Here is a 26,236-nt window from a genome sequence, read left to right on the forward strand (position 1 = left end):
CCCTACTGGTAGGAAAACGTAATGCTGGCCAGCGCGTTGGCCGAGCCGGGGACCAGTTCACCGGTTCGGATGTACCGCGCCTGGAACGGTAACGTGAGCGTTTGTGCCGCCGTGGTACTCTGGATAAAGAACTGGCCGGTCGCACCCGCGGCCGAGCTGTCCGGCCCCATCATCAGCGGCCCGCTGCCGTTGTAGAAAAACTGCACCCCAACGCCGGACGCCGTGGAGTCTCCGGTTAGCGTCACCACCGACGAGGTGTTCGACGGCGTGGTCTGATCGGTCATCACCGCGTGAACCGCCACGTTCGCGTCGCAGGTCAGGCCGACGTTAAACGTCCCCGATGGCGACGTGCTTCCCACCGTGGGCAGGGTGCGAATATCAATGGTGCCCAGCGCCACGCTGGCGTTTTTGCTGCCGACCGTACACCCGCTGGCGGTCACCGTGATGGTGGTCGGGCTGATAATCACCTGCGCCGTTTTTGTCTCGTTGTTATAGGCGGTGAGCACCGCGGCGTTGATGGTCGGGATCTGATAGACGCCGGATTTAAGGGCGGCACCGGTTTTAATAAAGGTGACCTTTGCTGACCATCCCAGATCCTGGGCAAACCCACTGGTGCCCTCTGCCGGGTAGCTTTGCGTGATACCGGTCTGCAGGGGAATATATTGTGTACTCTTAAAATCCTTCAGCCCGATGATATATCCCACGCCCGGTACGCCGGTCTCAAAAATGGTGTAATTCGCGCCGTCGACGGTGACCGTCGCACCGCTTGAGATGGCGCTGCTGCTGGGCTGCAGCGTGCCTTTGTTGCAGGTAAAAATAAGCCCGCACCAGAACACCTGCTGCACGCTGGCGGTGGCGCTCCAGGTTGAGCCGATAATGCTGCCCGGCACCACGGAGTCCGCTGGCCCGCTGTAGGTCATCGGCTGAGGGGAGAGCGTAATGTCCGATTTCCAGTCCAAAGCCTGCACGCTGGTGCAGAAAAGTAATCCGCTGAGAAGAAACGCTAAACGCATCATAGATACTCCGTTGTCCAGGTGGCGAGGGCTGACACATCACCGGCGCTCACCGGCGTAGCGGTGGCAACCAGCTGCGCGTAGAAGGTCATCTGTACGCTGTCATCCCCCGCGGTTCCGTATGCGGTGGTCTTTGTATTCAGGGGAATGAGTACGCTCTCTTTATCGAGGATTTGCACCGCCACGCCGGTAGCGCCACCGTCGGCAATTTTCAGCAGCTGCGGGTTGGCATCATCCGGCGTTCCGCTGAAGCGAATTTTTACGCCAGCAAAGGTTGGCCCGCACGCTTCAAGCCTGAGCGTGAAGGGCGTTTTGATATTGCTGACGGCCCCGGCACGGCTGAACTGTTTAATACCAATAGTGCCCAGCGGCACGTTCTGCTCCCCGGAGTCCTGCGCCACCACGCAGGTGTTGCCGATCAAATTGCCGGTGACGGAGACCAGCACGTCGTAGCCGCGAACGGGGAGCGTGAAAACCAGCAGCAGCGCAATGCAGCCGATCCGAAGCGTTACTGACATACCACCTCCTGAGAATAAAGACCGGTGCGGGCGCTATAGTTCTGCTTGTTTAAGGCATAGGTAACGGCGCAGCGCTGGCGGTTGCCGCGACCCCACACGGCGTTCAGCGTGCCCTTCTCTGACAAACCGGAGAGATACAGGCTGCCGCCATCGCCGACGATGCCGCTGGTTTTGTCATCATCGAGCGAGACCAGCGTGCCGAAGGGGAGTACGTCGTTGCCGTGACGCACGATAAACATCGCTTTTGCCCCCTGGTGCGTAGCGAAGGTGGCGCGAACCAGGGCGCCATCGGTAGGCGTTTTGTTGACGATGGCGTTTTCCAGCTCCACGTCGTTGCCAGCGGTCGTCACGTCCAGCGCGACCTGGTTAACGCGGTAAGGCGTGGCGTACGGGATCACCGCGTAGCCACGGCTGTCCGTTTTGATGCCCTTATGGTTAAGCACGGCAACGTTGCTGGCCCCCGGGGCTTTCACCAGAATGTTGGTGTTCCCGAGCGGCTGGCTCAGCGTCAGGCCATCTTCATGCACTACCGCGCCGCCGCTGATGCCGTAGCTGAGGTTGCGGGAGTCGCTGGCGTAGCTGTAGCCCAGGTTGTAATCTCCCCACGCGCCTTCGTATTGCAGAGTGGCATCGCCGCCGTAGTGCTGCTGCGCGCTGTAGCGCTGGTTGACGCTATAGAACAGGTTTTCCTGGCCCGGCAGGTAGCCGCTCACGCCCGTGCTGGCGGTTGTGCCGGTGGAGTCCGCATGGGTCGTGGTAAAGCGCGCACGGGTCGACAGCGTCGGGTTGCCCAGCGGGACCGAAATCGACATCGACAGGATGTTATCTTTCTTGTCATCGTACAGGCTCGAGCTTCGCTGGACGCTGACGCCAAGAGACACATTACGAAACGTGGCGTTCCACGCAAACTGCAGGCTTTGCGTGGTGTCTGACGTGTTCCAGTAGGTCTGCTGATCCCACGACAGTGACAGCGAGCCGTATTGTCCCATCGGCTGCGACAGCAGCAGCTGGTTTTTTGCCTTACGCGACATGCGCAGGTTGTACATGGTGTCGTATTGGGTGGTGACGGTGCCATCGTCTTCCACCGTCTGCTTTGGCGATCCGCCCGACATGCGTTTGTACGTGGTGTCGCTGAGGGTATAAAACCCTTTCGTGGAGTAGCGCAGCGAGAAGAAGTTAACCCGCGTGCCAATATCATTCAGCAGCTTGCTGTAGCGCAGGCGCACCGAATCACCGGTATAGTGCCGATCGTCCGCCAGCTGGCTGCGGGCGTGGGTCAGGTCAATAGAATAAGCGCCAAAGCGGCCGAGGTTCTGCCCAAACCCTAAGGCCAGGCCGTTATAGCGATCGGCAAACTGCGCCCCACCGTAAAACGTCAGGCCGTATCGCCAGCCGTAGAACAGCTCGCCCTGCGCGAAAGAGGGCTCATCCTGATTGCCCGTCGGACGGTATTTCCCGGCACCCAGGGCATATTTCACCTGTCCGTTACGCACCAGGTTCGGCACGCTGGCAAAGGGAAGCGTGTATTGCGTTTTGCTGCCGTCGTTCTCCTGAATGGTGACCGCCAGATCGCCTCCCGAGGAGGTCGGGTAGAGATCTTTCAGCACGAACGCCCCCGGCGGAACGGAGGTTTGATAGATGATGTTGCCGTTCTGGCGAACCGTGACCGTGGCGTTGCTGCGCGCAATGCCCCGGACTTCAGGAGCATAGCCGCTGAGGCTGGCGGGCAGCATGTTGTCATCGGTTTTCAGGGCGATACCGCGCAGGCCCACGGAGTCGAAAACCTGCGCCGAGGTGTACGTTTCCCCGGCGTACACCTGCGCGCGCAGGGCGTGAATATCGCGCTGCAGCCAGGTCTGCACGTGGGTAAGTTCATTGCTATCTTTGGTCCACGTGGTGAAATCACGCAGCCGCCACGCGCCCAGGTTGACGCCGCTGTTGAGGCTTGCAAACAGCTGCTGTTCCCGCGTGCGCGTCTCGCCGCGATATTCATTATTCGAGCCATTGACCACGTAATTCAGCCACGCGGCAGGAATGCCCGCCTCCCAGCTTTCCGGGCTGACATATCCGCGCGGCAAATTGCGCATCGCACTTTGCGGTACGGTGAAGCTCAGGGTGAGCGTCTTTTGGTCCAGATCAAACTGCGTATCCGCAAACGCCTTCGTTAAGAGGATGCAGCGTTGCGCCAGCGGCAGCACTCCGCCCTTCGCCTGATGACTATCGATGCCCAGCGCGTCGAATTGCTCGGGCGTGAGGCAGGGCAGCGCTTCACCCGAACTGTCTTCAGCAAGGCGGAACGTGACGTTACCTGTGAACGCGTAGTTGGTATTGATATACACGTTGAGGTTGTAATCACCCGGCGGCAACGCGCTCCCGGCGTTGACCCAGGCGAGATCGGCGCTGTTCGCGCTCTCGCCGTTGAGGAATGCGGGGTTAAATTGCAGCTCGCTTTCAGCAGCCACGGCTTGCCGAATCACCAGGGAGATCACCGTGGCGCACAGGATTTTTATTTTCACGTGGTCACGCCTTACTTTTATTATTGGGATAACGACGCGCGCGTGGCGGGAGTCCATGCCCCGTAATCGTTAATGGTCTGATAGCTCATGCTGCCCGCATGGCTGAAGGTTTCGGCCAGCGTCACGCTGCCTTTCGGGGGCACCATCACCGGCTGCACCGGCATACCGTCAATTTTCACGTTGATGGTGGTGAGGTAGTACGGCGTGGGGTTGCTGAGCGTAACCTTTCCGGCACGGTAGACACCGGCCAGTTTTTTCCACGCCTCTGCCGGGCTCTCACTGAGTCCTTCCGGGCGATAAAAGACCTTGATGCGGTTAGCCGACGCAAACTGCAGCGTGTTCCCGGAGCCGCTTTTAGCCTGCTGGGGGATGGCTTTGACCGTCATCCAGTAGAGCGTCTCCCGATCCTCTGGCAGGGCTTTGCCGTTAAACATGATTTTTACCGCGCTTTCGCTGGCCGGTTTCATGACGTACAGCGGTGGCGTGATCACGAAGTCGTTGGTGCGTTCGCCTTTCTCATTCTCCATCCAGGACTGGATGAGGAACGTGGCGTCGGGATGGGTGTTTCTCACCTGCATCATGGCCTGGCTGGTGGCGCTGGAGTAGACCATTCGCGTTGCGCCCAATCCAACGCCGCCGGCATAGACGGCGGAGGAACATAACGCGCCCGCCAGGCAAATCCATGTGTTTACGCGCATAGTGTTTCTCCTGAAAGCTAAGACAGGCCCGGCTCGCAGACCGGGCCTAAAGATTACGAATAGGTCACGGTGTAAGTCGCGACGGCGCTGGCATCGCCTGCGGTGGCGCCGCCCTTCGGCGAGTAATATTTCGCGCTGAAGTTCAGTGTGTTGGCACCCTTACGCAGAGGGATGGCCGATGCCGGTTCACCCAGCTTCACCACATTGCCTTGCTCGTCATAAAGGCGAATAGCCACGTTTTGCGCAGAGTTGGCGCTGCCGTTTGCACCGACGGACAAGCTATTGATATCGGAACCGTCCGGCGTACCGGTGAAGGTGACGGCCACTGTGGTCGCAGCAATCGGGTTCTCTGCCGTTGAGGCTGAGGTATCGGCGATTTCACAATCTTCCAGGGTGATGGCAAACGCTTTTGCCGTGCTGGCTTCACTGCCTGCCGTCTTCAGCGTTGCGGTCCGCACTTCACCCATATCCACGTCAATATTGGCGCTTCCTGCGCTGATGGCGCAGGCGGAGGTCACCACTTTGCCGCTAAAGTTCACCGTGCCGCCGCTGGTGCCGGCAGCCAGCGCCGAGCCCACTGGCAGTACTGCCGCAATAGCGATCGCAAGCAGCGCTTTATTATTGAATTGAGCTTTCATTGTCCTGATTCCATTATGGTGTTATGTCGAGATTTGCTCTGAAAGCAGCAGGTCTAACTGGTTAAAAAGACCAGCAAATCTGTCTTGTTCCTGAGCCCGAGTTTTCTTATCGCTGAGCTTTTTAACGCGCTGACACGACGGTAAGAAAGCTGCTCTGTTTCGGCGATGTAACGCATATCCAGACCCTTTCGCAGTTCCTTCAATACCCTCCATTCACCCGGCGTCAGCGATAACGCCGTGGGTTTTTTTATTGGGCGATAACGGCTATCGACCATTTTTAATACGCTGGCTCGCCAGTGATAAAGCGGGTCCTGTAGCGAGATATAGGCGTCTATTTCACCGCGTATCCACAGCCAGGAATTTGCCGGTGCGGAATACATGCAAATAAGTACGTCGGGATAGAGGACTTTCATCTTCCTGATATATTTCAGGCAATCATATCCCGCGTGATATTTCTCCGTGCCGGATAAAAAAACTACGTCTACAGGTGCGGCCGCGAGTATTGTTTCGATCTCCGCATAATTATCGATCGACGCTGTTATCTGCATGGTCGGGACAATATTTTTTAATAACGCGGCGATCCCCTGACGCGCAAAGTGATCTCCACCCAATAGCGCGATATTTAAATGACGTGTGTTGTTGAGCTTATTCGCCATGTCATTCCCTCGATTTATAATTGTAATGAGACTCTTCTGTCGGGCAGAACGATGCCTGTATTTTCGAAGCAATTAAGCATTGCACGGTGTGAGCCCACTATACTCAGGGCGTTAAATAGGTAACCTGAATTAATCTTAATTTGTTTTAAGTACGGTTTAGGTGTGGCGTCAATTTCTCCTCGCTAAACCGGCTTTTGCTTATCTGCCTGTAAATAATCATACCGGTAGTTTTTATTGAAAAGTTGGCTTTAATAAATGTTTTGTAAGGAAATAGTCTGCGGACGTCATGTGATGCGGGTAGTTACTGACGGTGGCTAACAGTTTTGCGCCGAAATTGTTAATTAAGACGACAGCTTTCGAACTGGTTGTAATTTCGAAACCCTCTGGCAGAGCGCGTCCCCTCTGCTTTTTATTAAAAAACAAATTAAGCACGCTGAATAATTCAGACAACGATGGCTAAAGCGTTCAACGGGCGCCTTTGTCGAGTTTTGTCAGTGTCAAGACGGCTTTAAATGGCGGTTAAGAAAACTTCAGACCGGTCAGATAAAGAGAAAGGAAAAATAAGATTTTTCGCCAGGCGCCAGGATATACAGTTGCGCAATTATCCGTCACATTAATCCTTACACAGGCGAGGGATACGCAGGTTAACCGTGAAGGGAATCTACTGGAGCAACAGGCGTTGACCGGAGGTATTTAGCCCATTCTATGCATAAGCATTACATTATTAATGGCCTGGTAGAGTTTCACCCAGCCGCCAGCACATTACGCGATCTCAACAATCCTGACCGGGTGGTGGTATTAAATTCCCCGGCGGGCCGCTGTTTGTTGTTATTAATAGAAAGGGTCGGAAGTATTGTGACTCAACAGGAGTGCATGGATATTGTCTGGCAGCGCCGGGGGATGCTGGTTTCGCCTAATACCTATTACCAGAACATTTCTATTCTGCGCAAAGGTCTGAAGAAGGTGGGTTTCGAAACCGATCCAATTGTCACTATCCCGCGCATTGGACTCACGCTCGCAAGCGATACGCAAATCACCATTAAAGAGACGCAGCCGCAGGCTGAAGAGGAAGAATGTGCTGCTCCGGATATCTGTGAAGAGACTGTCGCCCCGACGGTCTCGAGAAACCGCTTCTGGCTGTCGGGCGCGCTGGTGCTATTGCTGATGCTGGCTGGCGTGAGCGTTATCAGCCATAACCTGCTGCATGACAGCTATTTCGTAGACGGGTACCGCTTCGCGATGAAGATGGGCGAGTGTCAGCTCTATTTTTCTCGCGATATTGAAACGCAACGCGATAGGGATAAAGCCCTGGCCTATGCCACCCCGTTTAAAGACCAGTGCGCGAACTATCCCTGGGTGTATGTCAGCGGATACATCCTGCTGCCTCGCGCGTCGGTCATTCGCTGTGACAGACCGATGACGGAACCCAACCGCTGTATGTCCGATTATTTTATAGAGGATCGCTAGTATGGTTCGCTACCGTCAAACGCTTGTTGCGCTCTGCCTGTGCCTGTTGATGGTGGCTGTTGTGGCGGCGTATTACCTCTGGCATCGCCATTACATCCAGCCCTTTTCCTGCCAGGCGAACTTTATTCAGCATCACCGTGATGAAACGCTTTCTCTGTGGCTGAATTACACCGTGGAAGGCAACAGCGGAATACTCAGTATGAATGGTCGGCTGAAAAACGATCCCACGAAGACCCTGAATCGCAAAGTTTTCTTTCAGATTGAGCGCAAAGACAGCGTCTATAATCTGACGTCTATACGCAATATGAAATTTCCGGACGACAACATCAGCGACAGCTGGCTGGAGAAGTACGAACCCTTATTTTTTATCTATCCGAATAAGAATATTTATATGCGAATTAAGAAACAGCAGAATGAGAATTATTTATTTATTCTGGGAACGCTCCCGACCTATGTGTGCCACACGTCAAAAAACGGATAGCGACAGGGAAAAATATTTTTAAGTTTTTGCGACCATCATTTATGCTTGATTTAATAGCCAGGACCTATCTTAGGAAAATATAACAGCAACAATAATGTTGCGATAATGTAATTATTCTTCGGCAAGTTAATGAAAACTTTAATTGATGATAGCGTCAGAATGACGCCTGCGCGGAAAAAATCCCTGCATATGGGGTTACTCCTGTGGCCTCATTTCTCGCTTTTCGCATATTCAGGATTGATAGAGGCGTTACGTATTGCTTCCAGCGTCCAGAAGCGTAGCCAGAAAATACGCTTTAAACTCAGCCTGATAAGCACTTATCCCGACTTACCGGTAGTGAGCAGCTCAGGACTCAGCGTGCGGCCCGAGGCCGCCTATGCGCCGCCCGGCGACTTCGATTATATTGCGGCGATCGGTGGAGGTCTTGATCATCTTCACCAGGGACACCGTGGCGACAGAGCGTTTCTCACGGATGCTCATCACAACAACGTTCCCCTGATTGGTATTGGTACCGGCAGCTTTATTCTGGCGGAGGAAGGCTTACTGAACGAGCGCCGAGCCTCGATCCATCCTCATCACCATGACGTTTTCACGCAGCGCTTTCCGCAGGTTTATGCTGAGCAAGGCCTCGATTTTATCGACGAAGGCGATGTACTGACCTGCCCGGGTGGGATCTCAACGCTCACCCTGGTAACGGCGCTGATCCGCGTCCATGGGGGAGACGACATTGCGGCCTCCACCTCCCGGCGGCTGTCCCTTCCTCCGCATGATGCCGCCACGCCGCGGCCCGCGAATATTGCCATGATCCCTGATTCGCGCCTGCGCAGGGCGGTGACGATCGTCGAACAGTATCTGACTCACCCGCTCAGCGCCGCCAGGCTCGCGCAGGACGTTAAGCTGAGCGAACGTCAGCTTAATCGCCTGTTTCACGCCGAGTTTGGCAAAACGGCGCGGGAATTTATTCGCAGCGCCAGGCTGCGCTATGCCTGCTGGCTGCTGAAAAACTCTCAGCAAAGCGTTACGGACATTGCGCGGCGGATGCGGTTTAGCGACTGCGCCCACTTTATTCGTCATTTTCAGACCGAGTACGGCTGCACGCCGGGGGTATGGCGCACGTCGCAGAACTGATGCACCTATTTCGTGCTTTCTTCGTAGGGTTTTACTGGCTCGCCTGGATAGACTTCCGTTAAAAGCCTAACGGAGGGAAGACGACATGAACTGGCAGCCTTTTCGCGGCGATGCACCGGAAAATATGACGATTTTCAGCGCGTCATTTCCCGACGTCAGCGACCAGTGGCCGATGAAAGACGATGCTGCCCGTGAGATCGCCTCCCTTGACCGCGCCTTGAAAGCGGAGCCGGCGCTTCGGCCGCCGCGGGTGGAATACGACGAAGGGGGGCTGGCCGTGCTTGTCCCGCAGAATCGCTATTCCGAACAGGCCTTTCGCAACCGCCCGGCGCTCACCGCGTGGCGCACCCGGCTGGTGCCCTCCGCGCTGGCGCTGTTTGTGGTGCAAAACCCGCTGGAGGACCGCCTGCCCGACGGCACGAAAATGGACAGCGACAGCCGCCAGTGGTTTATCCACGCTAACGATGCGGTTGGCGTGCGTTCTCGCGCCCGGGTGCTGGCCGCTCTGGTGGATAAGTACATTCATAATGAAAGCGAGAACAACTGGGTCAGCCTCGCGAGCGGCGCCGCCATCCCGGTGCTGGAGGCGCTGCGCGAAGCAAAGCTTGATGGCCAGCAGGTCTATCTCACGCTGGTGGACAAAGACCCGGTGGCGCTGAGCTGGGCGGAAACCATGGCGGCGCAGGAAGGCATTGTGGTGGGCGAACAGCTGACGCTGCTCAGGCGCAACCTGCTCCATACGCTGGTGCGTAATGAGGACCTGCTGCTGGAGCTGGGCGAGCATCAGGCCGAACTGGTCGACGCGCTGGGGATATTTGAATACTTCAACGACGTCGATGCGGTGACTTTCCTCCAGCGCGCGCTGCGGCTGGTCAAGCCCGGCGGGGCGGTGATTGTGTCGAACATGCTCACCAGCAGCCCGCACATTGACTTTGTGCTGCGGGGTATCGGCTGGGAGGATATTTACCCGAGGTCGTTACAGCAGCTGCAGGATATCCACCTCGCGGCGGGCGTGCCGGTGGAAAACGTCACCGTAGTAGTGCCGAAGGACGGAGTGTACGCAGTGATGGAGATTAGGGGTTAGCGCGATCGGTGTGGGGGGACAGAGCGCAAAGCGTGGGTTGAAATAGTTCGATTTTCCAATCATGATCCCCCCATGAAAATAGAAACCGCACTCCCCACACACTTCGAACGTCTGGTCGCGATCTGGGAATCCTCCGTCCGCGCCACCCATCACTTTTTACAGGAAAGCGATATTGCGGCGCTGCGCCCGCTATTGCTCAACGCGTATTTGCCTGGCCTCAGCGTCGTGATGGCCCGCGATGACGCAGGCATTATCCACGGCTTTTTAGGCGTGGATGAAAACCGCATTGAAATGCTGTTTGTGGATGATGCTAGCCGGGGGAAGGGCGTCGGGAAATTGCTGCTGCAATATGCCATCGCAGAGTTTGGCGCGAACGAGGTGGATGTGAATGAGCAGAACCCGCAGGGCGTGGGATTTTATCGCCATATGGGGTTTGAGCAGGTCGGGCGCTCGGAACTGGACGGGCAGGGGAATCCGTTTCCGTTGCTGCATATGCGGTTGAGCGAGTGAATATTAACTTATCGCAGAAATCATACTTGTTAGATATAAAATGCAACGCGTTTTCCTGTGGGAGGTTCAACGTCGATATGAAGTTTCCCACCCATTGCCTCGATGTAGCGCTTAAACGTGGCGATTTTAAGTTCATTTCCACGTTGCTCAAGCTGCGTTACTGCGGGTTGGTTAACCCCCATCAGATCGGCAACATTTAAGGTTTTCACTTGGTTGCCTCCAGGCTTGTAAGATGAAAGGCAAATTTGGCATCTGCGATGCTAATCATTTTTTCACAAAAGGCTTTGTCGTTAGTCTTATCGCCCACGCAAAGCACAATGGCCTGACGGACAGGGTCAAATGCGAAGAAAGCACGTATCGGACGACCAGCATATTGAATACGTAATTCTTTCATATAGTTATATCGTGAACCTTTAACCGTATCTGCATAGGGGCGAGAAAGACGAGGCCCATAATTTTGCAGATTTAACAGGTCTGCCAGTACCTTACCCTGTAAACCTTCATCCTGCTCAAGCAACCATTGCTCGAAAACCTTTCAAAACAGAACCGTCCAGATGCTTTCGTCCGTGATAAGCTTTAGTTAATAAATGCAATGGCTGTCATCGATAGCCAGGCTATTAGTGGCAAGAGTATGACAAAGAGGGAATTTCATAATGATTGTGTCATTACGAAATTGCGAGGCGCTTTCCAGCGTTTTTTCTATTCATGCTGGCGAGTATTACTTTGAGGTTATAGTGATCTTTCTCTCAAAAAAATGGCGTTTTCCTAACTGATGAATTATCCGGAATAACCGGATAGTTGAATGTTAATCCACTTTACCACCAACGAATTTTAGTTCGAACATGTTTACCTTACAGATCGGCCATGGCTGCAGGAGATTGGATTACGTGTTAAGAAAAAGAAACCAAATTTTGGCCGCACTAAGAGCACGATGAAGAACATCCGGTTCGAGGATGAGCTTTTGGAACAGAATGAGAAGGCTGCGGGAAGGGGATTTTTAGTAAATGGGTGAAAGAGGCTTGTAGGCTTAGGCTTTTAAGTGAGTAGTAATCAAAGCTTTATAGGTAGTGTTAACAATGAAATAGATGATAAGTTCGGAATATTTTTTCCAAAAGTATCATTGATGATGATTTTATAATTATCAATTATATACTTAAAAAATTAATCAGTCTTTTTTAACCGAGTCTGCTTTTAAATTTTTGCGAACTGATTCGTTCGTTGCATTTTACCATTGCAATTGGGACAAAAATGTTGTTTCTTCCCTTCAATTTCCCATGTGTAGTATTCCTTCTTAAAGGGATTATGACAGATATCACACTGTCTGGGCTTAAATATAGCACCAATAATGGCCATTAAAATTACAGCACCTATAATCCATTCCATTGCAGCTTCACTTTTTGATATTTTTGAAATGGGAAAGAGAATAAAAAAATATTTAAATCAATAAGTGATTATGTTCACATAAGATGACTGGAATGGGTGAATCTATTTATTAATAAAGTTTTTTATTAAAGCGGATGGCATTTTTGGCGGAAGATCACAGGAGTCGAACCTGCCCGGGAACGCTGGCGTCCCCAACTGGATTTGAAGTCCAGCCACCTCACCGGAGATGACGATCTTCCGCGCCTGCATTGCTACATGGAGGCGGGGCGCATTATAGCTACTTTCAGGCATTTACCACATACCCCGACACACTTTTTTCACCTCTCTTTTGACCTGTACACCCCTGTTTCAGTTAATTCCTAAGAAAATCCTCAGGTTAGCCTTTTGTGCTCTTCGACATTTACCGCGATCACAAAAAACAAGAAACGTAATCTGCTAACCAGAAAACGCAATACCCACCCCTGAAACAATGGTTTAAAACTCTGTAACCGGTCTCAGCGCACCCTACAGCGTGAAGGATAAAAAAATGAGCGAAGTATTGTCAGTAAAAGAGAAGATTGGCTACGGCATGGGAGACGCCGCCAGCCACATCATTTTTGATAACGTCATGTTGTACATGATGTTTTTCTACACCGATATTTTCGGCATTCCCGCCGGGTTTGTCGGCACCATGTTCCTGCTGGCGCGCGCGCTGGATGCGATCTCCGACCCGTGCATGGGGCTGATTGCCGACCGCACCCGCAGCCGCTGGGGCAAGTTCCGACCGTGGATTTTGTTCGGCGCGATCCCGTTCGGCATCGTCTGCGTGCTGGCCTACACCACGCCGGACCTCAGCCTCAACGGTAAACTGGTTTACGCTGCAGTGACTTACACCCTGCTGACCCTGCTCTATACCGTGGTCAACATCCCCTACTGCGCGCTGGGCGGCGTGATCACTAACGACCCGACGCAGCGTATCTCCCTTCAGTCCTGGCGCTTTGTGCTGGCGACCGCGGGCGGCATGCTCTCCACGGTGCTGATGATGCCGCTGGTTAACCTCATTGGCGGCGACGATAAGGCGTTCGGCTTCCAGGGCGGCATCGCCGTGCTGTCGGTGGTCGCGTTCCTGATGCTGGCGTTCTGCTTCTTCACCACCAAAGAGCGCATCCAGGTGCCGCCGAGCACCACCTCCATGCGGGAAGACCTGCGCGATATCTGGCACAACGACCAGTGGCGCATCGTCGGCGTGCTCACCATCCTCAACATCCTCGCCGTCTGCGTGCGCGGCGGCGCGATGATGTACTACTGCGCCTGGATCATGGGCTCGCCGGAGGTGTTCGTCGCCTTCCTCACCACCTACTGCGTCGGCAACCTCATTGGCTCCGCGCTGGCGAAACCGCTCACCGACTGGAAGTGCAAGGTCAGCATCTTCTGGTGGACCAACGCCGCGCTGGCGGTGGTCAGCGTGGCGATGTTCTTCGTCCCGATGCACGCCACCGTGCTGATGTTCGCCTTTATCTTCGTCATTGGCGTATTGCACCAGCTGGTGACGCCGATTCAGTGGGTGATGATGTCCGATACCGTCGACTACGGCGAATGGACCAACGGCAAACGCCTGACCGGCATCAGCTTTGCGGGCACGCTGTTCGTGCTGAAGCTCGGCCTGGCGCTGGGCGGGGCGATGATCGGCTGGATGCTGGCTGGCGGCGGCTACGACGCGGCAGCCAAAACTCAAAACAGCGCGACCATCAGCATCATTATCGGCCTGTTTACCCTGGCCCCGGCTGTCTGCTACGTGCTGAGCGCCATTATCGCCAAACGCTACTACACGCTGAAAACCCCCTTCCTGACCAAAATCCTGGGTGAACTGGCGCAGGGCGCGCGCCGCAATCAGCAGGAATTTGAAAACCTGCCGGTCAGCAAAGAATTACAGAACTAAGAGGACGAGAGCATGAAAATCAGTGATGGAAACTGGCTTATTCAACCGGGCCTGAACGTGACGTATCCGGTTCAGGTGTTCGACGTGGAGCAGCAGGGCAATGACCTGGTGGTATTTGTTGCGCCGCGCGACGTGCGCGAGCGTACCTGGCAGCTCGACACGTTGATGTTCACGGTGCGCCTGTTTGCCCCGCAGGAAGGGATTATCGGGGTGCGTATCGAACATTTCCAGGGCGCACTGAATAACGGCCCGCACTATCCGCTGAACGTTCTGAAAGACGTGAAGGTAGAGATTGAAAACAACGCCGATTTTGCCGAGCTGAAAAGCGGCAGTATCAGCGTGCGCGTCACCAAAGGCGAGTTCTGGGCGCTGGATTTCCTGCGTAACGGCCAGCGCATTACCGGCAGCCAGCTGAAAAACAACGGCTACGTGCAGGACAGCAACGCCGACCGCAATTACGTGTTCGAGCGTCTGGATCTGGGCGTGGGGGAAACGGTCTACGGCCTGGGCGAGCGCTTCACCGCGCTGGTGCGCAACGGCCAGACGGTCGAAACCTGGAACCGCGACGGCGGCACCAGCACCGAGCAGTCCTACAAAAATATCCCGTTCTACCTGACCAACCGCGGCTACGGCGTGCTGGTGAATCATCCGGAGAACGTCTCGTTTGAAGTTGGCTCAGAGAAGGTCTCCAAGGTGCAGTTCAGCGTGGAAGGGGAATATCTGGAATACTTCGTGATCGACGGCCCGACGCCAAAAGAGGTATTAAACCGCTATACGCAATTCACCGGGCGTCCGGCGCTGCCGCCTGCGTGGTCGTTCGGTCTGTGGCTGACCACCTCGTTCACCACCAACTACGACGAAGCGACGGTGAACAGCTTTATCGACGGCATGGCCGAACGCGACCTGCCGCTGCACGTGTTCCACTTCGACTGCTTCTGGATGAAGGCCTTCCAGTGGTGCGACTTCGAGTGGGACCCGATGACCTTCCCGGATCCGGAAGGCATGATCCGCCGCCTGAAGGAGAAAGGGCTGAAGGTCTGCGTGTGGATTAACCCATACATTGGCCAGAAATCCCCGATATTCCGGGAGCTGAAAGAGAAGGGCTACCTGCTCAGACGCCCGGACGGCTCCCTGTGGCAATGGGACAAATGGCAGCCGGGGCTGGCGATTTATGACTTCACCAATCCGGACGCGTGCCGGTGGTATGCCGACAAGCTGAAAGGCCTGGTAGATATCGGCGTCGACTGCTTCAAGACCGACTTTGGCGAGCGTATCCCGACCGACGTTCAGTGGTTTGACGGATCCGATCCGCAGAAAATGCACAACCACTACGCCTACATCTACAACGAACTGGTGTGGAGCGTGCTGAAAGAGACGGTGGGTGAAGAAGAGGCGGTGCTGTTTGCCCGCTCCGCGTCCGTGGGTGCGCAACAGTTCCCGGTTCACTGGGGCGGCGACTGCTACGCCAACTATGAGTCGATGGCCGAAAGCCTGCGCGGCGGGCTGTCGATTGGTCTGTCCGGCTTCGGGTTCTGGAGCCACGATATCGGCGGGTTCGAAAACACCGCCCCGGCGCACGTCTACAAGCGCTGGTGCGCGTTCGGGCTGTTCTCCAGCCACAGCCGTCTGCACGGCAGCAAATCCTACCGCGTGCCGTGGGCGTACGATGACGAGTCCTGCGACGTGGTGCGCCACTTCACGCAGTTGAAATGTCAGCTGATGCCGTACCTGTACCGTCAGGCGGCGCTGGCCCGCGAGTTCGGCACGCCGATGCTGCGGGCGATGATGCTGGAGTTCCCGGACGATCCGGCGTGCGATTATCTCGACCGTCAGTACATGCTGGGAGATTCGTTAATGGTGGCACCGGTATTCTCCGAGGCGGGCGACGTGCAGTTCTACCTGCCGGAAGGGCGCTGGACGCACCTGTGGCACAACGACGAAATCCAGGGCAGCCGCTGGCAGAAGCAGCAGCACGGTTTCATGAGCCTGCCGGTCTACGTGCGCGACAACACGTTGCTGGCGCTGGGCAACAATAACCAGAAGCCGGACTACGCATGGATTGAGGGGACGGCCTTCCAGCTGTTTAACCTGGACGACGGCGCAACGGCGGTGAGCGAAGTGCCTGTGGCGGACGGCTCCGTGGCGTTTACGCTGAAGGCGTCACGTCGGGGCGACATCGTGACCTTTACCGGCGCGGGAGACGCGCAAAACTGGTCGGTGTGCTTGCGCAACGTGCAGAAGGTGAGCGGCGTGAAGGGCGGTTCGCACGCGGGCAGCGAGTGGGGTGTGGTGGTGAAAGCGGAGGGCGATGAGGTGGTGGTTCACCTTTAATTCCCCTCACCCTAACCCTCTCCCCAAAGGGGCGAGGGAATGGTTTGCTCCCTCTCCCTTTCAGGGAGAGGGCTGGGGTGAGGGTGGTGTTGAAACCACACCACCCGACATCGTCTGCTGCACCTGCTGTTTATCCATATTCACCGCGCTCAGCTTCCCATTCACCGTCGGCTTCAGCGGGGCATTCGCCTGCACGCTGCCGCTGGCGGTGAGCTGAATATTGCCGTCGCCCGTAATCGGCAGAGCAGGCCAGCCCCACTGCTGCAGCACGTTGAGCGGTACGCCGCGCCCGTTCAGGCTTACCGTAGTCTGCCGCTGCGGGAGTTGTGAAACGGTCGCCGTGGCTTCCAGAATGCCTTTTTCGGTAAATGCGCTCAGGTCGGTAATGTTCACCGTGGCGGCGTTGGCATTCAGCGCCAGCGACGGGCGGCGCACGTCGACGCGGTTAAAGGTCGCCGCCGCGCCGTTCAGGGTTGCGCTCCCGCCCCAGACGCCCCACTGGCGATCTTTCACCAGATGCAGGTTTGCGCCATAACCGTCCAGAGAGGTGATCTGCCAGGGGAAGGCGGGATCGATGTCGATCACCAGGTTACGGCTCAGGCCGAATTTTTGCAGCGTGACGCTGTTCAGCCATTCCGGCAGAGGCTCCATCCACAATGCTTTCCAGTTCTGCGGTAGGGTGTACTCCAGTCCGGCGATGGCGACATCGTCCAGCACCAGCGCTTTACCGTCGCGTAGCCAGTTGCCCGAGGTGCGTACCATGCCGCCCTCCCAGCGGGAGGTGAACTGACGCAGCGCCATGCCCTGCGGGGAAAACTCCGCATTCAGGATCGGGTCGAAAAGATGCAGCGAGCCGTAGATAAACTCGCTGGCGTTCATGGACAGACGACCTTCCTGGCTCTGCCAGTCACCTTTGCTTAGAGTCAGGTTGCGCAGGCTTAAATCGAGATCGGTCACCGCCCAGTCCGGGCCCTGAAGCCGGGCGTCGGTCACGTCCAGACGACCAATCTGCAAAGAGGGAATGGTGCCCAGCGGTGCGAAGAACGCCGTCAGCGTTTTATCGCTCTGCAGGCGGATCTCGTTGAGGCGCATGGTGTCGATAATCCAGCTCCCGTCGGCGTTGCGCAGGGCGGAGCCGGTGAGTGAGCCACGAGCCATGTCGGCGCCAATCGTTTTCAGCACCACCTCCTTGCCGTTAAGCTGGCCCTCGATCAGCACGTTGGTGGCCGGTACGCCGTTCAGGGTCAGCGAGCCCGCGCTCATCTGAATCTGCGCGTTGTTCCCCAGCACGTTGCCCGCTTCCGGCTGCCACGGGCTGACGCCGCCCGTGACCTTCTGCGCGCTCAAATCCCATTCGGTATTCGGGCTGTTAAACGCCATGTTGTTCAACTGCAGGCGATCCGCCTGGAAAGGCAGCGGCGCCGTCTGCGGCGAGAGATTCAGCGTGCCGTCGAAGAGGGTGATGGTGTCCATGTGCAGCGGATCGGTTATCTGACGGCTGCTCAGGCCAATATCGACTTTTTTGGCTACCAGCGTGGCGGGTTTACCGTCCCGACCAAAGGTGACATTTTCCAGAATGATGTGGGAAGGCGACGAAAAGCGGTGATTCATCTTGTCGAAACTGAGTTCGTAGTCGGTATTCACCGTTACCCAGCTGCTGACCTGAGACGCGCCCCAGCGGGTCTGGAGCAGAATATAGAGCGCCAGCATCACAATGAGCAGGGCTACCAGAAGATAGATGAGGAGCTTTCCAATAAATTTCATGGTCTTCCATCCCGCAAAACGCACATAAGGGAGTTATGCACGATTTATGCGCAATCCTCAAGGCGGGAATGGTGTAATTCGATGTCACGGCAGGCATTGACTGCCTGCCGTGAGAGAAATCAATTTTTCTCAGGCGGGAAAACGAGGTTTAGCACGATAGCGGTGATACCGCCCGCAGCAATGCCGGAAGAGAGCAGGTTTTTCACCCAGTCAGGGGCAAACTGCAGGATCAGCGGCTGCTGGGAAACGCCCAGACCAACGGCCAGCGACAGCGCGATAATCATGATCGCGCGGCGGTTCAGTGGTTCGCGGGAGACGATACGCACACCGGAGGCTGCGATAGTCCCGAACATCACCAGCGTTGCGCCGCCCAGCACTGGCTCAGGGATGTGCTGCACAAAGCCGCTTACCGCCGGGAACAGGCCGAGGACGATCAGCATGAGCGCTACTACAAAACCGACGTAGCGGCTGGCCACGCCGGTCAGCTGGATGACGCCGTTGTTCTGGCCGAAGCAGGAGTTCGGGAAGGTGTTGAATACCGCAGAGACAAACGAGTTCAGGCCGTTCGCCAGCACGCCGCCTTTCAGACGCTTCATATACAGCGGGCCGGATACCGGCTGCTCGGAGACGTCCGAGGTAGCGGTGATATCGCCGATGGTCTCCAGAGAGGTGATCATAAAGACCAGCATCAGCGGCAGGAGCAGGCCCCAGTCAATGCCCAGGCCGTAGTACAAAGGCGTGGGGACGACGATCAGTGCGCTGTTGGTCGGCGCGGTGTTCTCCGGCAGCATGCCCAGCGCCCACGCCAGCAGATAGCCTGCCGCCATGGCAATCACCAGCGAGGCGACGCGCAGGTAAGGGTTACGCTGACGGTTAAGCAGAATAATGATGGCCAGCACCACGCCTGCCAGCAGCAGGTTTTTCGGTGCGCCGAAGGTGTGGTCGCTCATTGCCGCATAACCGCCGCCGATGGACGTCAGGCCCACCTGAATCAGCGACAGTCCGATAATCATGACGACCACGCCGGAAACCAGCGGGGTGATAACGCGGCGAGCCAGATGCAGAACGCGGGAGATCACCATCTCCGTACAGCTGGCCAGCATCAGCGTGCCGAACAGCGCCGCCATCATGGTCGGAACATCCGCACCGCCGGTTTTCAGGGCCGTACCGCCCATGATCAGCGGTGCCACGAAGTTAAAGCTGGTGCCCTGAATCGACAACAAACCCGACCCCACCGGACCCCACGCTTTAATTTGAATAATCGAGGCCACGCCGGAGGCGAAAAGAGACATGCTGATAATGTGCTGCGTGTCCTGCGCCGGTAAGCCGAGCGCCTGGCAAATCAGCAGCGCCGGAGTGATCACCGCAACAAACATAGCCAGAAGATGCTGGCAGGCGGCGAAAAGCGTTTGCGGCAGCGGCGGGCGGTCTTCAAGGCGGTAAATCAGTTCGCTATTTTGCTTCTGCGCAATCGGTTGCGCATCAGGCGACTCTATGGTGTTAACGGACATCGGCGGCAATCCCACGGTGGAAAAGCGGGCATTTTATCTGACCACCTGGTAAAAGCAAACGATTGCCAGCAAAAAAAGGGAAGAAATTCTGCCGCTGTGAGCAGGTTTTCTACAACGCATCGGAAAAAAAAATTACACTTTTTGCGCCGGGGGCTCATGAAGAGCGCAAACCGGCCCAGGATAACGCCGCGTGTGTATGGAACACGCGCAAAAAAGGAGCCTTCTATGATTCATCTCGATACGTTGTCGACCCTTGTTGCCGCAACGCTGGTCTTACTGCTTGGTCGTAAGCTGGTACATAGCGTTTCCCTTCTGAAAAAGTACACCATTCCTGAACCCGTCGCCGGCGGCCTGCTGGTAGCGCTGGCCCTGCTGGTGCTGAAAAAAAGCCTGGGCTGGGAAATAGATTTTGATATGTCCCTGAAAGACCCGCTGATGCTGGCCTTCTTTGCCACCATTGGCCTGAATGCCAACCTGGCGAGCCTGCGCTCGGGCGGTAAGGTGCTCGGCGTATTCCTGATTGTGGTGGTGGGGCTGCTGCTGATGCAAAACGCCATTGGCATCGGCATGGCAACGCTGCTGGGGCTGGATCCGCTGATGGGGCTGCTGGCGGGGTCGATTACCCTTTCGGGCGGTCACGGAACCGGGGCCGCGTGGAGCAAGCTATTCATCGAACGCTACGGCTTTGAAAACGCGACGGAAGTAGCGATGGCCTGTGCCACCTTTGGCCTGGTGCTGGGTGGCCTGATTGGCGGCCCGGTGGCGCGTTATCTTGTGAAGCACTCTACCACGCCGGACGGCAGGCCGGACGATGAGCTGGTGCCTACCGCCTTTGAAAAGCCGGACGTTGGGCGCAGTATCACCTCGCTGGTGCTGATTGAAACCATCGCGATGATCGCCATCTGCCTGACCGTGGGCAAAGTGGTTGCGCAATGGCTGGCGGGCACAGCGTTTGAGCTGCCGACGTTTGTTTGCGTGCTGTTTATCGGGGTGATCCTGAGCAACGGTCTGGCGCTGATGGGCTTCTACCGCGTGTTTGAAAGGGCGGTGTCGGTGCTCGGCAACGTCTGCCTCTCGCTGTTCCTGGCGATGGCGCTGATGAGCCTCAAGCTGTGGGAGCTGGCCTCGCTGGCGCTGCCGATGGTGGCGATTCTGGCAGTGCAAACCCTGTTTATGGCGCTGTACGCTATGTTCGTCACCTGGCGCATGATGGGCAAAAACTACGATGCGGCGGTGCTGGCGGCGGGTCACTGCGGGTTTGGTCTGGGGGCAACCCCAACGGCTATCGCTAACATGCAGGCGATCACAGAACGGTTCGGGCCATCGCACATGGCGTTTCTGGTGGTCCCGATGGTCGGGGCGTTCTTTATTGATATCGTCAACGCGCTGGTTATCAAGCTATACCTGATGCTGCCAATGTTTGCCTGAAATCAGGCGTTGGAATACCGCTCGGTTTCCGGCATCCAGCGCTCAATTAACGCTGCCGCCTGTTCGGGGTAGCGTTCATGAATGTGGCGCGCAAGGCGCTGAACTTCCGGGATCATAGCCTGATCGCGCAGCAAATCCGCCACTTTGAATTCCGCATTCCCCGTCTGGCGCGTGCCCAGCAGTTCACCCGGGCCGCGGATCTCCAGGTCTTTTTGCGCAATCACAAAACCGTCGTTGCTGTCGCGCAGCACCTGCAACCGCATCTGGGCGGTTTTCGAGAGCGGGGCTTTGTAGAGCAGGACGCAGTGGGAGGCTACCGCGCCACGGCCAACACGTCCGCGCAGCTGGTGGAGCTGGGCAAGGCCCAGGCGCTCCGGGTTTTCGATAATCATCAGGCTGGAGTTGGGTACGTCCACGCCCACTTCAATGACCGTCGTGGCGACCAGCAAATGCAGCTCTCCCTGCTTAAACGACTGCATCACCGACTGTTTTTCAGCGGGCTTCATACGTCCGTGAACCAGACCCACGTTCAGCTCCGGCAGCGCCAGCTTGAGTTCTTCCCACGTGGCTTCGGCAGCCTGCGCTTCCAGCAGTTCAGACTCCTCGATCAGCGTACAGACCCAGTAGGCCTGACGTCCTTCGTGGGTGCAGGCGTTGCGCACGCGGTCAATAATATCGCTGCGACGCGTGTCAGGAATGGCGACCGTTGTGACCGGGGTACGGCCCGGCGGCAGTTCGTCGATGGTGGAGGTATCCAGATCGGCGTAGGCGGTCATCGCCAGGGTGCGCGGGATCGGCGTGGCGGTCATGATCAGCTGATGCGGATGGAAGCCCTGTTGAAGGCCTTTTTCCCACAGCGCAAGACGCTGATGGACGCCAAAGCGGTGTTGTTCATCGATAATCACCAGCGCAAGGCCGCTGAACTGCACCTGCTCCTGGAAGATAGCGTGCGTGCCGACAATCATTTGCACCTGCCCGCTGGCGATGGCTTCCTGCTGCGCAAGTCGCGCTTTGCCTTTTTGCTTCCCGGCAAGCCAGCCCACTTCAATCCCCAGCGGCGCGAACCAGGCGCGGAAATTGTTGGCGTGCTGTTCAGCCAGCAGCTCGGTCGGCGCCATAAGCGCGACCTGTTTACCGTGGGAAATCGCGCGCAGGGCTGCCAGCGCGGCAACCAGCGTTTTACCGGACCCTACATCGCCCTGCACCAGGCGCATCATCGGCACGTCGAGCGCCATATCGCGTTCAATCTCAGCGGTGACGCGCGCCTGCGCGCCGGTGGGTTTAAACGGCAGAGAGGCCAGCAGCTTATCTTTGAGCGCATCATTCTGGCTTAAGGGCTGAGCGTGGAAACGCTGCGCGCCCGCACGAAGCGCCAGCATGCTCAGGTTATGCGCCAGTAATTCCTCAAGGATAAGACGCTGTTGGGCGGGGTGTTTGCCGCTTTCTAAATCGCTGAGCTGCAGCGTTGGCGGTGGACGGTGCAGGGTTCGCAGCGCCTCGGGCAGGCTCATCATGCCCTGCGCCAGCTCGGGCGGCAGCAGCTCGGTAATGGCGCAGGTATCCAGTAGCTCCAGCGCCTGATCGGTGAGCTTACGCAGCGTCGCCTGCTTGATGCCTTCGGTCGTCGGGTAAACCGCGGTGAGCGTCTCCTGCAGCTCCGGCGTGCTGAGATCGCCCTGCACGCGGTACTCCGGGTGGATCATCTCTGCGCCGTATTTCCCGCGTTTGGCTTCACCATAGGCCAGCACCCTGCGGCCCGTCGCCAGGCTGTTTTTCATCGCCGCGCTGAAGTTGAAAAAACGCATGGTAAGGATGCCGGTGCCGTCGCTAATCTGGCAGGTCATCATCCGGCGTCCGCCGAAGGTGATATTGCAGTTCAGTACTTCGCCTTCAACGGTGGCGTAAATGGCGGGAAGGAGATCGCCAATCTTATAGAGCTGGGTGCGGTCTTCGTAACGCAGGGGGAGGTGAAGCAGGAGATCCTGCACGGTGTGCAGGCCAATTTTCGCCAGCTTATTGCTTTGCGCCGCGCCCACGCCCGTCAGGCTGTTAAGCGGGATGGCATCCAGCAGGCGGCCTTTCATCGCTTACCCGGCGTACTGCATGGTGGCCCACCACTCGGCATCGGCTTCAATTTCGCCCTGCGCGTTGACGTGGGGGTAAGGCAATTTTTTCTGCTTCGCAACGCGAGCCAGCACCGGATAACCACCTTCAAACAGCAGGCGCTGCTGTTCATCTTCCGGCAGCATGCTGTTGCTGCGCTCGTACATCCCCGCGTTCTGACGCTGGCGCTGCGCTTCATAAAGAATGAGCGCGGACGCCACGGAGACGTTGAGAGACTGGACCATGCCGATCATCGGAATGATGATGTCCCGATCCGCCAGATCCAGCGCTTCCTGGGAGATCCCGGTTTTCTCCTGACCCATTAAAATGCAGGTCGGGCGGGTATAGTCGATCTCGCGGAAATCTACGGCTTTAGCGGACAGGTTAGTGGCAAGGATCTGCATCCCGCGCCCTTTCAGGTGCGATACGGCTTCGCCAATGGTGTGATGATTTTTGACGGACACCCAGCTGTTGCTGCCTGCCGCCGCTGAGACCGTATTTCGCATACGGCCATCCGGCCAGACGGCGTGCACTTCATGCACACCGACAGCATCTGCGGTACGGACGATGGCAGAGACGTTATGAGGTTTATGCACCTGCTCCATGCAGACCGTCAGGTCAGGCTGACGCCTGGCGAGCATTTCGCAGATACGTGCATAACGTTGTGAATTCATAAACCTAGTTTCGGTTTCGGGTGACTTTAATCACGTCCGGCATGACGCGGATCTTGCGCATAATATTCGCCAGATGTACGCGGTCGCGGGCGGTCAGACGAATAAAGGCGCTATAAACGCGGCCATCTTTTTCTTCCGTATTCAGACTCTGAATGTTGGAAGAGGCCGTGTTGATCGCTGCCGTCAGGTTCGCCAGGGCACCCTGGTGGTTGAACATATCCACCTTAATTTCGGTGATAAATTCCTGCGCGGTCTCTTTATCCCACTCGACCGCCATAAACTTCTCGGCTTCTTTCTGGTAGCCGCGAATGTTACGACAGGATTCATGGTGGATAACCAGCCCTTTGCCCGGGCTGACGTGCGCAATAATCGGGTCGCCAGGAATTGGGCGGCAACATTTTGCGAAGGTGATCAGCACCCCGTCCGCGCCTTTAATCGGCAAATGAGCATGGCCAGATGCGCCTGGAGCAGAAGGTGTCGCTTCGCCCTGCTGCAAGTTTTTCGCTACTACGACACTCATGGCGTTGCCCAGACCAATTTCCGCCAGCAGATCGTCCAGAGACGTGAGCTTCATTCGGTCGAGTTCGCGCTGGATATGCTCCGGTGGGATCTCAGCCAGCTTACGGCTACCGCCCAACGCGTGGTTGAGCAGCCGACGTCCCAGACTGACGGAATCATCACGCTTGAGGTTTTTCAGCAGCTGGCGAATTTTGGCGCGTGCTTTGGAGCTTACGACAAAGTTCAACCAGGCCGCGTTCGGACGTGCGCCCGGCGCGGTAATAATTTCTACGGTCTGGCCGCTGGAGAGCGGCTGAGACAGCGGATAAGGCTGTCTGTCGACGCGCGCGCCGACGCAGGCATGCCCGATATCGGTATGCACGGCGTAAGCGAAATCGACCGGCGTTGCGCCCGCAGGCAGTTCGACAATGCGACCTTCTGGGGTGAAAACGTAAATCTCATCCGGGAAGAGATCGGATTTAACGCTCTCGATAAATTCAAACGAGCTGCCCGCACTCTGCTGAAGCTCCAGCAGGCTCTGCATCCAGCGCTGGGCGCGGATTTGTGCGGTCGTACTGCTTTCGCCGCCGTGCTCTTTATAGGCCCAGTGTGCGGCTACACCCATCTCTGCCATCTGGTCCATGTCTTCGGTGCGAATTTGCACCTCAACAGGCACGCCGTGCGGCCCGATCATCGAGGTGTGCAAAGATTGATAGCCGTTCGCTTTTGGAATGGCGATATAATCTTTCATGCGCCCCGGACGCGGCTTGTAGAGGCTGTGCATCTGCCCCAGCACGCGATAGCAGGTGTCCGAGTCATGGACAATTACGCGGAAGGCGTAGATATCCATGATCGAGTGAAAACGCTGCTCTTTGAGCACCATTTTGCAGTAGATGGAGTACAGGTGTTTCTCGCGACCGCTAACGCGGCACGGAATTCCCGCTTCCTGCAAGCGCCCTTCGATTTCAGAGAGGATTTTTTGAATCATCTCTTTACGGTTACCGCGTGCGGCTTTCACCACCTCTTTAATGACGCGATAACGGTTCGGGTACAACGCTTCAAAACCCAGCTCTTCCAGCTCGGTTTTAATGTGGTGAATACCTAAACGGTGCGCCAGCGGGCTGTAAATTTCGAGGGTTTCACGGGCAATACGGCGACGTTTATCCGGACGAAGTGAGCCCAGCGTGCGCATGTTGTGGGTACGGTCAGCGAGTTTGATGAGAATGACGCGGATATCCTGCACCATCGCCATAATCATCTTGCGGAAGTTTTCGGCTTGCGCCTCTTTCTTGTCGCGGAAATTCAGCTTATCAAGCTTAGAGACCCCTTCCACCAGTTCGGCAACGCTTTTGCCAAACAGCTGTTCCATGTCCTGATAAGTGGCAGGGGTATCTTCGATCACGTCGTGCAGCAGAGCGGCCATGAGCGTTTCGTAGTCGAGTTTCATCTCGGCCAGAATACAGGCCACCGCTACCGGGTGCGTGATATAGGGTTCACCGCTTGAACGTGTCTGGCCCTCGTGAGCGTCACGTGCAACGAGATACGCCTGCTGAAGACGCTTAATCTGGTCTTCAGGCAGGTAGGTTTGAATCAGTTGATTCAGGCTTTCAAACAGATACAAGGGCGACCCGCAGGTTTAATTAACGACGACCTTCAGCAATAGCGGTTACGGCCTGCAGTTCTGCGGCTTCCTGCTCTTGCTGCTCCTGGCGCTCACGCACGTCGAGGATCTGGTTGTTGATCAGACCTTCTTCGATTTCGCGAAGTGCAATAACGGTGGTTTTATCGTTTTCTTCCGGTACCAGCGGATCTTTACCGCCTACCTGCATCTGACGAGCGCGACGCGCGGCGACCAGCACCAGGTCAAAACGGTTACCAATTTTCTCTACAGCGTCCTGAACAGTTACGCGTGCCATA

21 protein-coding genes, 1 tRNA gene and 1 pseudogene are annotated in these 26,236 nt (G+C 56.4%); 8 read left to right on the forward strand and 15 right to left on the reverse strand.

Annotated elements, in window-relative coordinates:
* Positions 1-2: 2 nt before the first annotated feature.
* Genes USH94_RS13430 through USH94_RS13455 form a run of 6 tightly spaced genes read right to left on the reverse strand, consistent with a single transcriptional unit; the run spans position 3 to position 6,039 of the window.
* Positions 3-1,013, reverse strand: a complete 1,011-nt coding sequence (locus USH94_RS13430) for a fimbrial protein (protein WP_111964361.1) — start codon at positions 1,011-1,013, stop codon at positions 3-5.
* Entirely contained in the window at positions 1,013-1,531 is a 519-nt protein-coding gene (locus USH94_RS13435; RefSeq protein ID WP_111964279.1) for a fimbrial protein, read from the reverse strand. The genes USH94_RS13430 and USH94_RS13435 overlap by 1 nt, the downstream gene beginning before the upstream one ends.
* Positions 1,522-4,047 carry a fimbria/pilus outer membrane usher protein gene (locus USH94_RS13440; protein WP_111964280.1) on the reverse strand — a complete coding sequence of 842 codons (2,526 nt, stop codon included), beginning with the start codon at positions 4,045-4,047 and terminating at the stop codon, positions 1,522-1,524. Before USH94_RS13440 ends, USH94_RS13435 begins: the two co-directional genes overlap by 10 nt.
* 20 nt (positions 4,048-4,067) lie before the next feature.
* The gene (locus USH94_RS13445) at positions 4,068-4,745 is read right to left on the reverse strand and encodes a molecular chaperone (RefSeq protein WP_111964281.1); all 678 of its coding nucleotides are present in this window, start codon (positions 4,743-4,745) and stop codon (positions 4,068-4,070) included.
* A 53-nt stretch (positions 4,746-4,798) separates the two neighbouring features.
* Positions 4,799-5,383: a fimbrial protein gene (locus tag USH94_RS13450; RefSeq protein WP_111964282.1), complete on the reverse strand. Its 585-nt coding sequence runs from the start codon at positions 5,381-5,383 to the stop codon at positions 4,799-4,801.
* Positions 5,384-5,436: 53 nt separating this feature from the next.
* Positions 5,437-6,039, reverse strand: coding sequence for a helix-turn-helix transcriptional regulator (locus tag USH94_RS13455; protein ID WP_111964283.1), 603 nt, complete (start codon positions 6,037-6,039; stop codon positions 5,437-5,439).
* Between the two features lie 705 nt (positions 6,040-6,744).
* Between USH94_RS13455 and USH94_RS13460 the strand changes: the two genes are divergently transcribed.
* The 5 genes from USH94_RS13460 (at position 6,745) to USH94_RS13480 (ending at position 10,709) form a co-directional block, all read left to right on the forward strand.
* Complete coding sequence (locus USH94_RS13460; protein ID WP_111964284.1) at positions 6,745-7,506, forward strand: winged helix-turn-helix domain-containing protein; 762 nt, start codon at positions 6,745-6,747, stop codon at positions 7,504-7,506.
* 1 nt (position 7,507) lies between these two features.
* Positions 7,508-7,987, forward strand: coding sequence for a hypothetical protein (locus USH94_RS13465; RefSeq protein WP_111964285.1), 480 nt, complete (start codon positions 7,508-7,510; stop codon positions 7,985-7,987).
* A gap of 189 nt (positions 7,988-8,176) precedes the next feature.
* Positions 8,177-9,115, forward strand: a complete 939-nt coding sequence (locus USH94_RS13470) for a GlxA family transcriptional regulator (RefSeq protein WP_111964362.1) — start codon at positions 8,177-8,179, stop codon at positions 9,113-9,115.
* A gap of 85 nt (positions 9,116-9,200) precedes the next feature.
* Entirely contained in the window at positions 9,201-10,199 is a 999-nt protein-coding gene (locus USH94_RS13475) for a class I SAM-dependent methyltransferase (RefSeq protein ID WP_111964286.1), read from the forward strand.
* A gap of 72 nt (positions 10,200-10,271) precedes the next feature.
* On the forward strand, positions 10,272-10,709 hold the full coding sequence (locus USH94_RS13480; protein WP_111964287.1) for an acetyltransferase: 438 nt from the start codon (positions 10,272-10,274) through the stop codon (positions 10,707-10,709).
* 29 nt (positions 10,710-10,738) lie between these two features.
* On the opposite strand, the pseudogene USH94_RS13485 reads toward USH94_RS13480, so the two are convergent.
* The 3 genes and pseudogenes from USH94_RS13485 to USH94_RS13500 form a co-directional block, all read right to left on the reverse strand.
* Positions 10,739-10,903 (reverse strand): annotated as a pseudogene (locus USH94_RS13485) (transcriptional regulator); the annotation flags it as partial.
* Positions 10,904-10,914: 11 nt separating this feature from the next.
* On the reverse strand, positions 10,915-11,226 hold the full coding sequence (locus USH94_RS13490) for a type II toxin-antitoxin system RelE/ParE family toxin (protein WP_258525034.1): 312 nt from the start codon (positions 11,224-11,226) through the stop codon (positions 10,915-10,917).
* A gap of 1,010 nt (positions 11,227-12,236) precedes the next feature.
* Positions 12,237-12,331 (reverse strand) — tRNA-Sec (locus USH94_RS13500).
* Positions 12,332-12,618: 287 nt separating this feature from the next.
* Here USH94_RS13500 and USH94_RS13505 point away from each other — a divergent pair.
* Together USH94_RS13505 and yicI are read left to right on the forward strand one after the other, a co-directional pair.
* Positions 12,619-14,010, forward strand: a complete 1,392-nt coding sequence (locus tag USH94_RS13505) for a glycoside-pentoside-hexuronide family transporter (RefSeq protein WP_111964288.1) — start codon at positions 12,619-12,621, stop codon at positions 14,008-14,010.
* Between the two features lie 12 nt (positions 14,011-14,022).
* A complete protein-coding gene (yicI, locus tag USH94_RS13510) occupies positions 14,023-16,341 on the forward strand; it encodes an alpha-xylosidase (protein ID WP_111964289.1) in 2,319 nt (772 codons plus the stop codon).
* A gap of 60 nt (positions 16,342-16,401) precedes the next feature.
* Here yicI and USH94_RS13515 read toward each other — a convergent pair whose 3' ends face one another.
* Both USH94_RS13515 and xanP read right to left on the reverse strand, forming a co-directional pair.
* Positions 16,402-18,105 (reverse strand): AsmA family protein, encoded by a 1,704-nt coding sequence (locus USH94_RS13515; protein ID WP_111964290.1) that lies wholly within the window; start codon positions 18,103-18,105, stop codon positions 16,402-16,404.
* A gap of 119 nt (positions 18,106-18,224) precedes the next feature.
* Positions 18,225-19,616 carry a xanthine/proton symporter XanP gene (gene xanP, locus USH94_RS13520; protein ID WP_023309879.1) on the reverse strand — a complete coding sequence of 464 codons (1,392 nt, stop codon included), beginning with the start codon at positions 19,614-19,616 and terminating at the stop codon, positions 18,225-18,227.
* 225 nt (positions 19,617-19,841) lie between these two features.
* Here xanP and gltS point away from each other — a divergent pair, with 225 nt between their 5' ends.
* On the forward strand, positions 19,842-21,044 hold the full coding sequence (gene gltS, locus USH94_RS13525) for a sodium/glutamate symporter (RefSeq protein ID WP_111964291.1): 1,203 nt from the start codon (positions 19,842-19,844) through the stop codon (positions 21,042-21,044).
* A 2-nt stretch (positions 21,045-21,046) separates the two neighbouring features.
* Here gltS and recG read toward each other — a convergent pair whose 3' ends face one another.
* The 4 genes from recG to rpoZ are packed head-to-tail and all read right to left on the reverse strand — an operon-like array spanning position 21,047 to position 26,235.
* The gene (recG, locus tag USH94_RS13530; protein WP_111964292.1) at positions 21,047-23,128 is read right to left on the reverse strand and encodes an ATP-dependent DNA helicase RecG; all 2,082 of its coding nucleotides are present in this window, start codon (positions 23,126-23,128) and stop codon (positions 21,047-21,049) included.
* A 3-nt stretch (positions 23,129-23,131) separates the two neighbouring features.
* Positions 23,132-23,821: a tRNA (guanosine(18)-2'-O)-methyltransferase TrmH gene (gene trmH, locus USH94_RS13535; RefSeq protein ID WP_047059694.1), complete on the reverse strand. Its 690-nt coding sequence runs from the start codon at positions 23,819-23,821 to the stop codon at positions 23,132-23,134.
* Positions 23,822-23,825: 4 nt separating this feature from the next.
* Positions 23,826-25,940: a bifunctional GTP diphosphokinase/guanosine-3',5'-bis pyrophosphate 3'-pyrophosphohydrolase gene (gene spoT / locus USH94_RS13540; protein WP_111964293.1), complete on the reverse strand. Its 2,115-nt coding sequence runs from the start codon at positions 25,938-25,940 to the stop codon at positions 23,826-23,828.
* A 19-nt stretch (positions 25,941-25,959) separates the two neighbouring features.
* Positions 25,960-26,235: a DNA-directed RNA polymerase subunit omega gene (gene rpoZ, locus USH94_RS13545; RefSeq protein ID WP_000135058.1), complete on the reverse strand. Its 276-nt coding sequence runs from the start codon at positions 26,233-26,235 to the stop codon at positions 25,960-25,962.
* Between the last annotated feature and the right edge of the window lies 1 nt (position 26,236).

It is taken from the genome of Enterobacter sp. 148H3, assembly GCF_034107425.1.
Lineage (GTDB): Bacteria > Pseudomonadota > Gammaproteobacteria > Enterobacterales > Enterobacteriaceae > Enterobacter > Enterobacter vonholyi.

Bases quoted from the DNA above. Each gene is read 5' to 3' on its own strand.
- rpoZ (WP_000135058.1), bottom strand. From the start codon at position 26,235: ATGGCACGCGTAACTGTTCAGGACGCTGTAGAGAAAATTGGTAACCGT.
- USH94_RS13505 (WP_111964288.1), top strand. From the start codon at position 12,619: ATGAGCGAAGTATTGTCAGTAAAAGAGAAGATTGGCTACGGCATGGGA.
- USH94_RS13465 (WP_111964285.1), top strand. From the start codon at position 7,508: ATGGTTCGCTACCGTCAAACGCTTGTTGCGCTCTGCCTGTGCCTGTTG.
- USH94_RS13450 (WP_111964282.1), bottom strand. From the start codon at position 5,383: ATGAAAGCTCAATTCAATAATAAAGCGCTGCTTGCGATCGCTATTGCG.
- yicI (WP_111964289.1), top strand. From the start codon at position 14,023: ATGAAAATCAGTGATGGAAACTGGCTTATTCAACCGGGCCTGAACGTG.
- USH94_RS13515 (WP_111964290.1), bottom strand. From the start codon at position 18,105: ATGAAATTTATTGGAAAGCTCCTCATCTATCTTCTGGTAGCCCTGCTC.
- USH94_RS13475 (WP_111964286.1), top strand. From the start codon at position 9,201: ATGAACTGGCAGCCTTTTCGCGGCGATGCACCGGAAAATATGACGATT.
- USH94_RS13445 (WP_111964281.1), bottom strand. From the start codon at position 4,745: ATGCGCGTAAACACATGGATTTGCCTGGCGGGCGCGTTATGTTCCTCC.
- xanP (WP_023309879.1), bottom strand. From the start codon at position 19,616: ATGTCCGTTAACACCATAGAGTCGCCTGATGCGCAACCGATTGCGCAG.
- trmH (WP_047059694.1), bottom strand. From the start codon at position 23,821: ATGAATTCACAACGTTATGCACGTATCTGCGAAATGCTCGCCAGGCGT.
- USH94_RS13435 (WP_111964279.1), bottom strand. From the start codon at position 1,531: ATGTCAGTAACGCTTCGGATCGGCTGCATTGCGCTGCTGCTGGTTTTC.
- USH94_RS13470 (WP_111964362.1), top strand. From the start codon at position 8,177: ATGGGGTTACTCCTGTGGCCTCATTTCTCGCTTTTCGCATATTCAGGA.
- recG (WP_111964292.1), bottom strand. From the start codon at position 23,128: ATGAAAGGCCGCCTGCTGGATGCCATCCCGCTTAACAGCCTGACGGGC.
- USH94_RS13455 (WP_111964283.1), bottom strand. From the start codon at position 6,039: ATGGCGAATAAGCTCAACAACACACGTCATTTAAATATCGCGCTATTG.
- USH94_RS13430 (WP_111964361.1), bottom strand. From the start codon at position 1,013: ATGCGTTTAGCGTTTCTTCTCAGCGGATTACTTTTCTGCACCAGCGTG.
- USH94_RS13460 (WP_111964284.1), top strand. From the start codon at position 6,745: ATGCATAAGCATTACATTATTAATGGCCTGGTAGAGTTTCACCCAGCC.
- gltS (WP_111964291.1), top strand. From the start codon at position 19,842: ATGATTCATCTCGATACGTTGTCGACCCTTGTTGCCGCAACGCTGGTC.
- USH94_RS13480 (WP_111964287.1), top strand. From the start codon at position 10,272: ATGAAAATAGAAACCGCACTCCCCACACACTTCGAACGTCTGGTCGCG.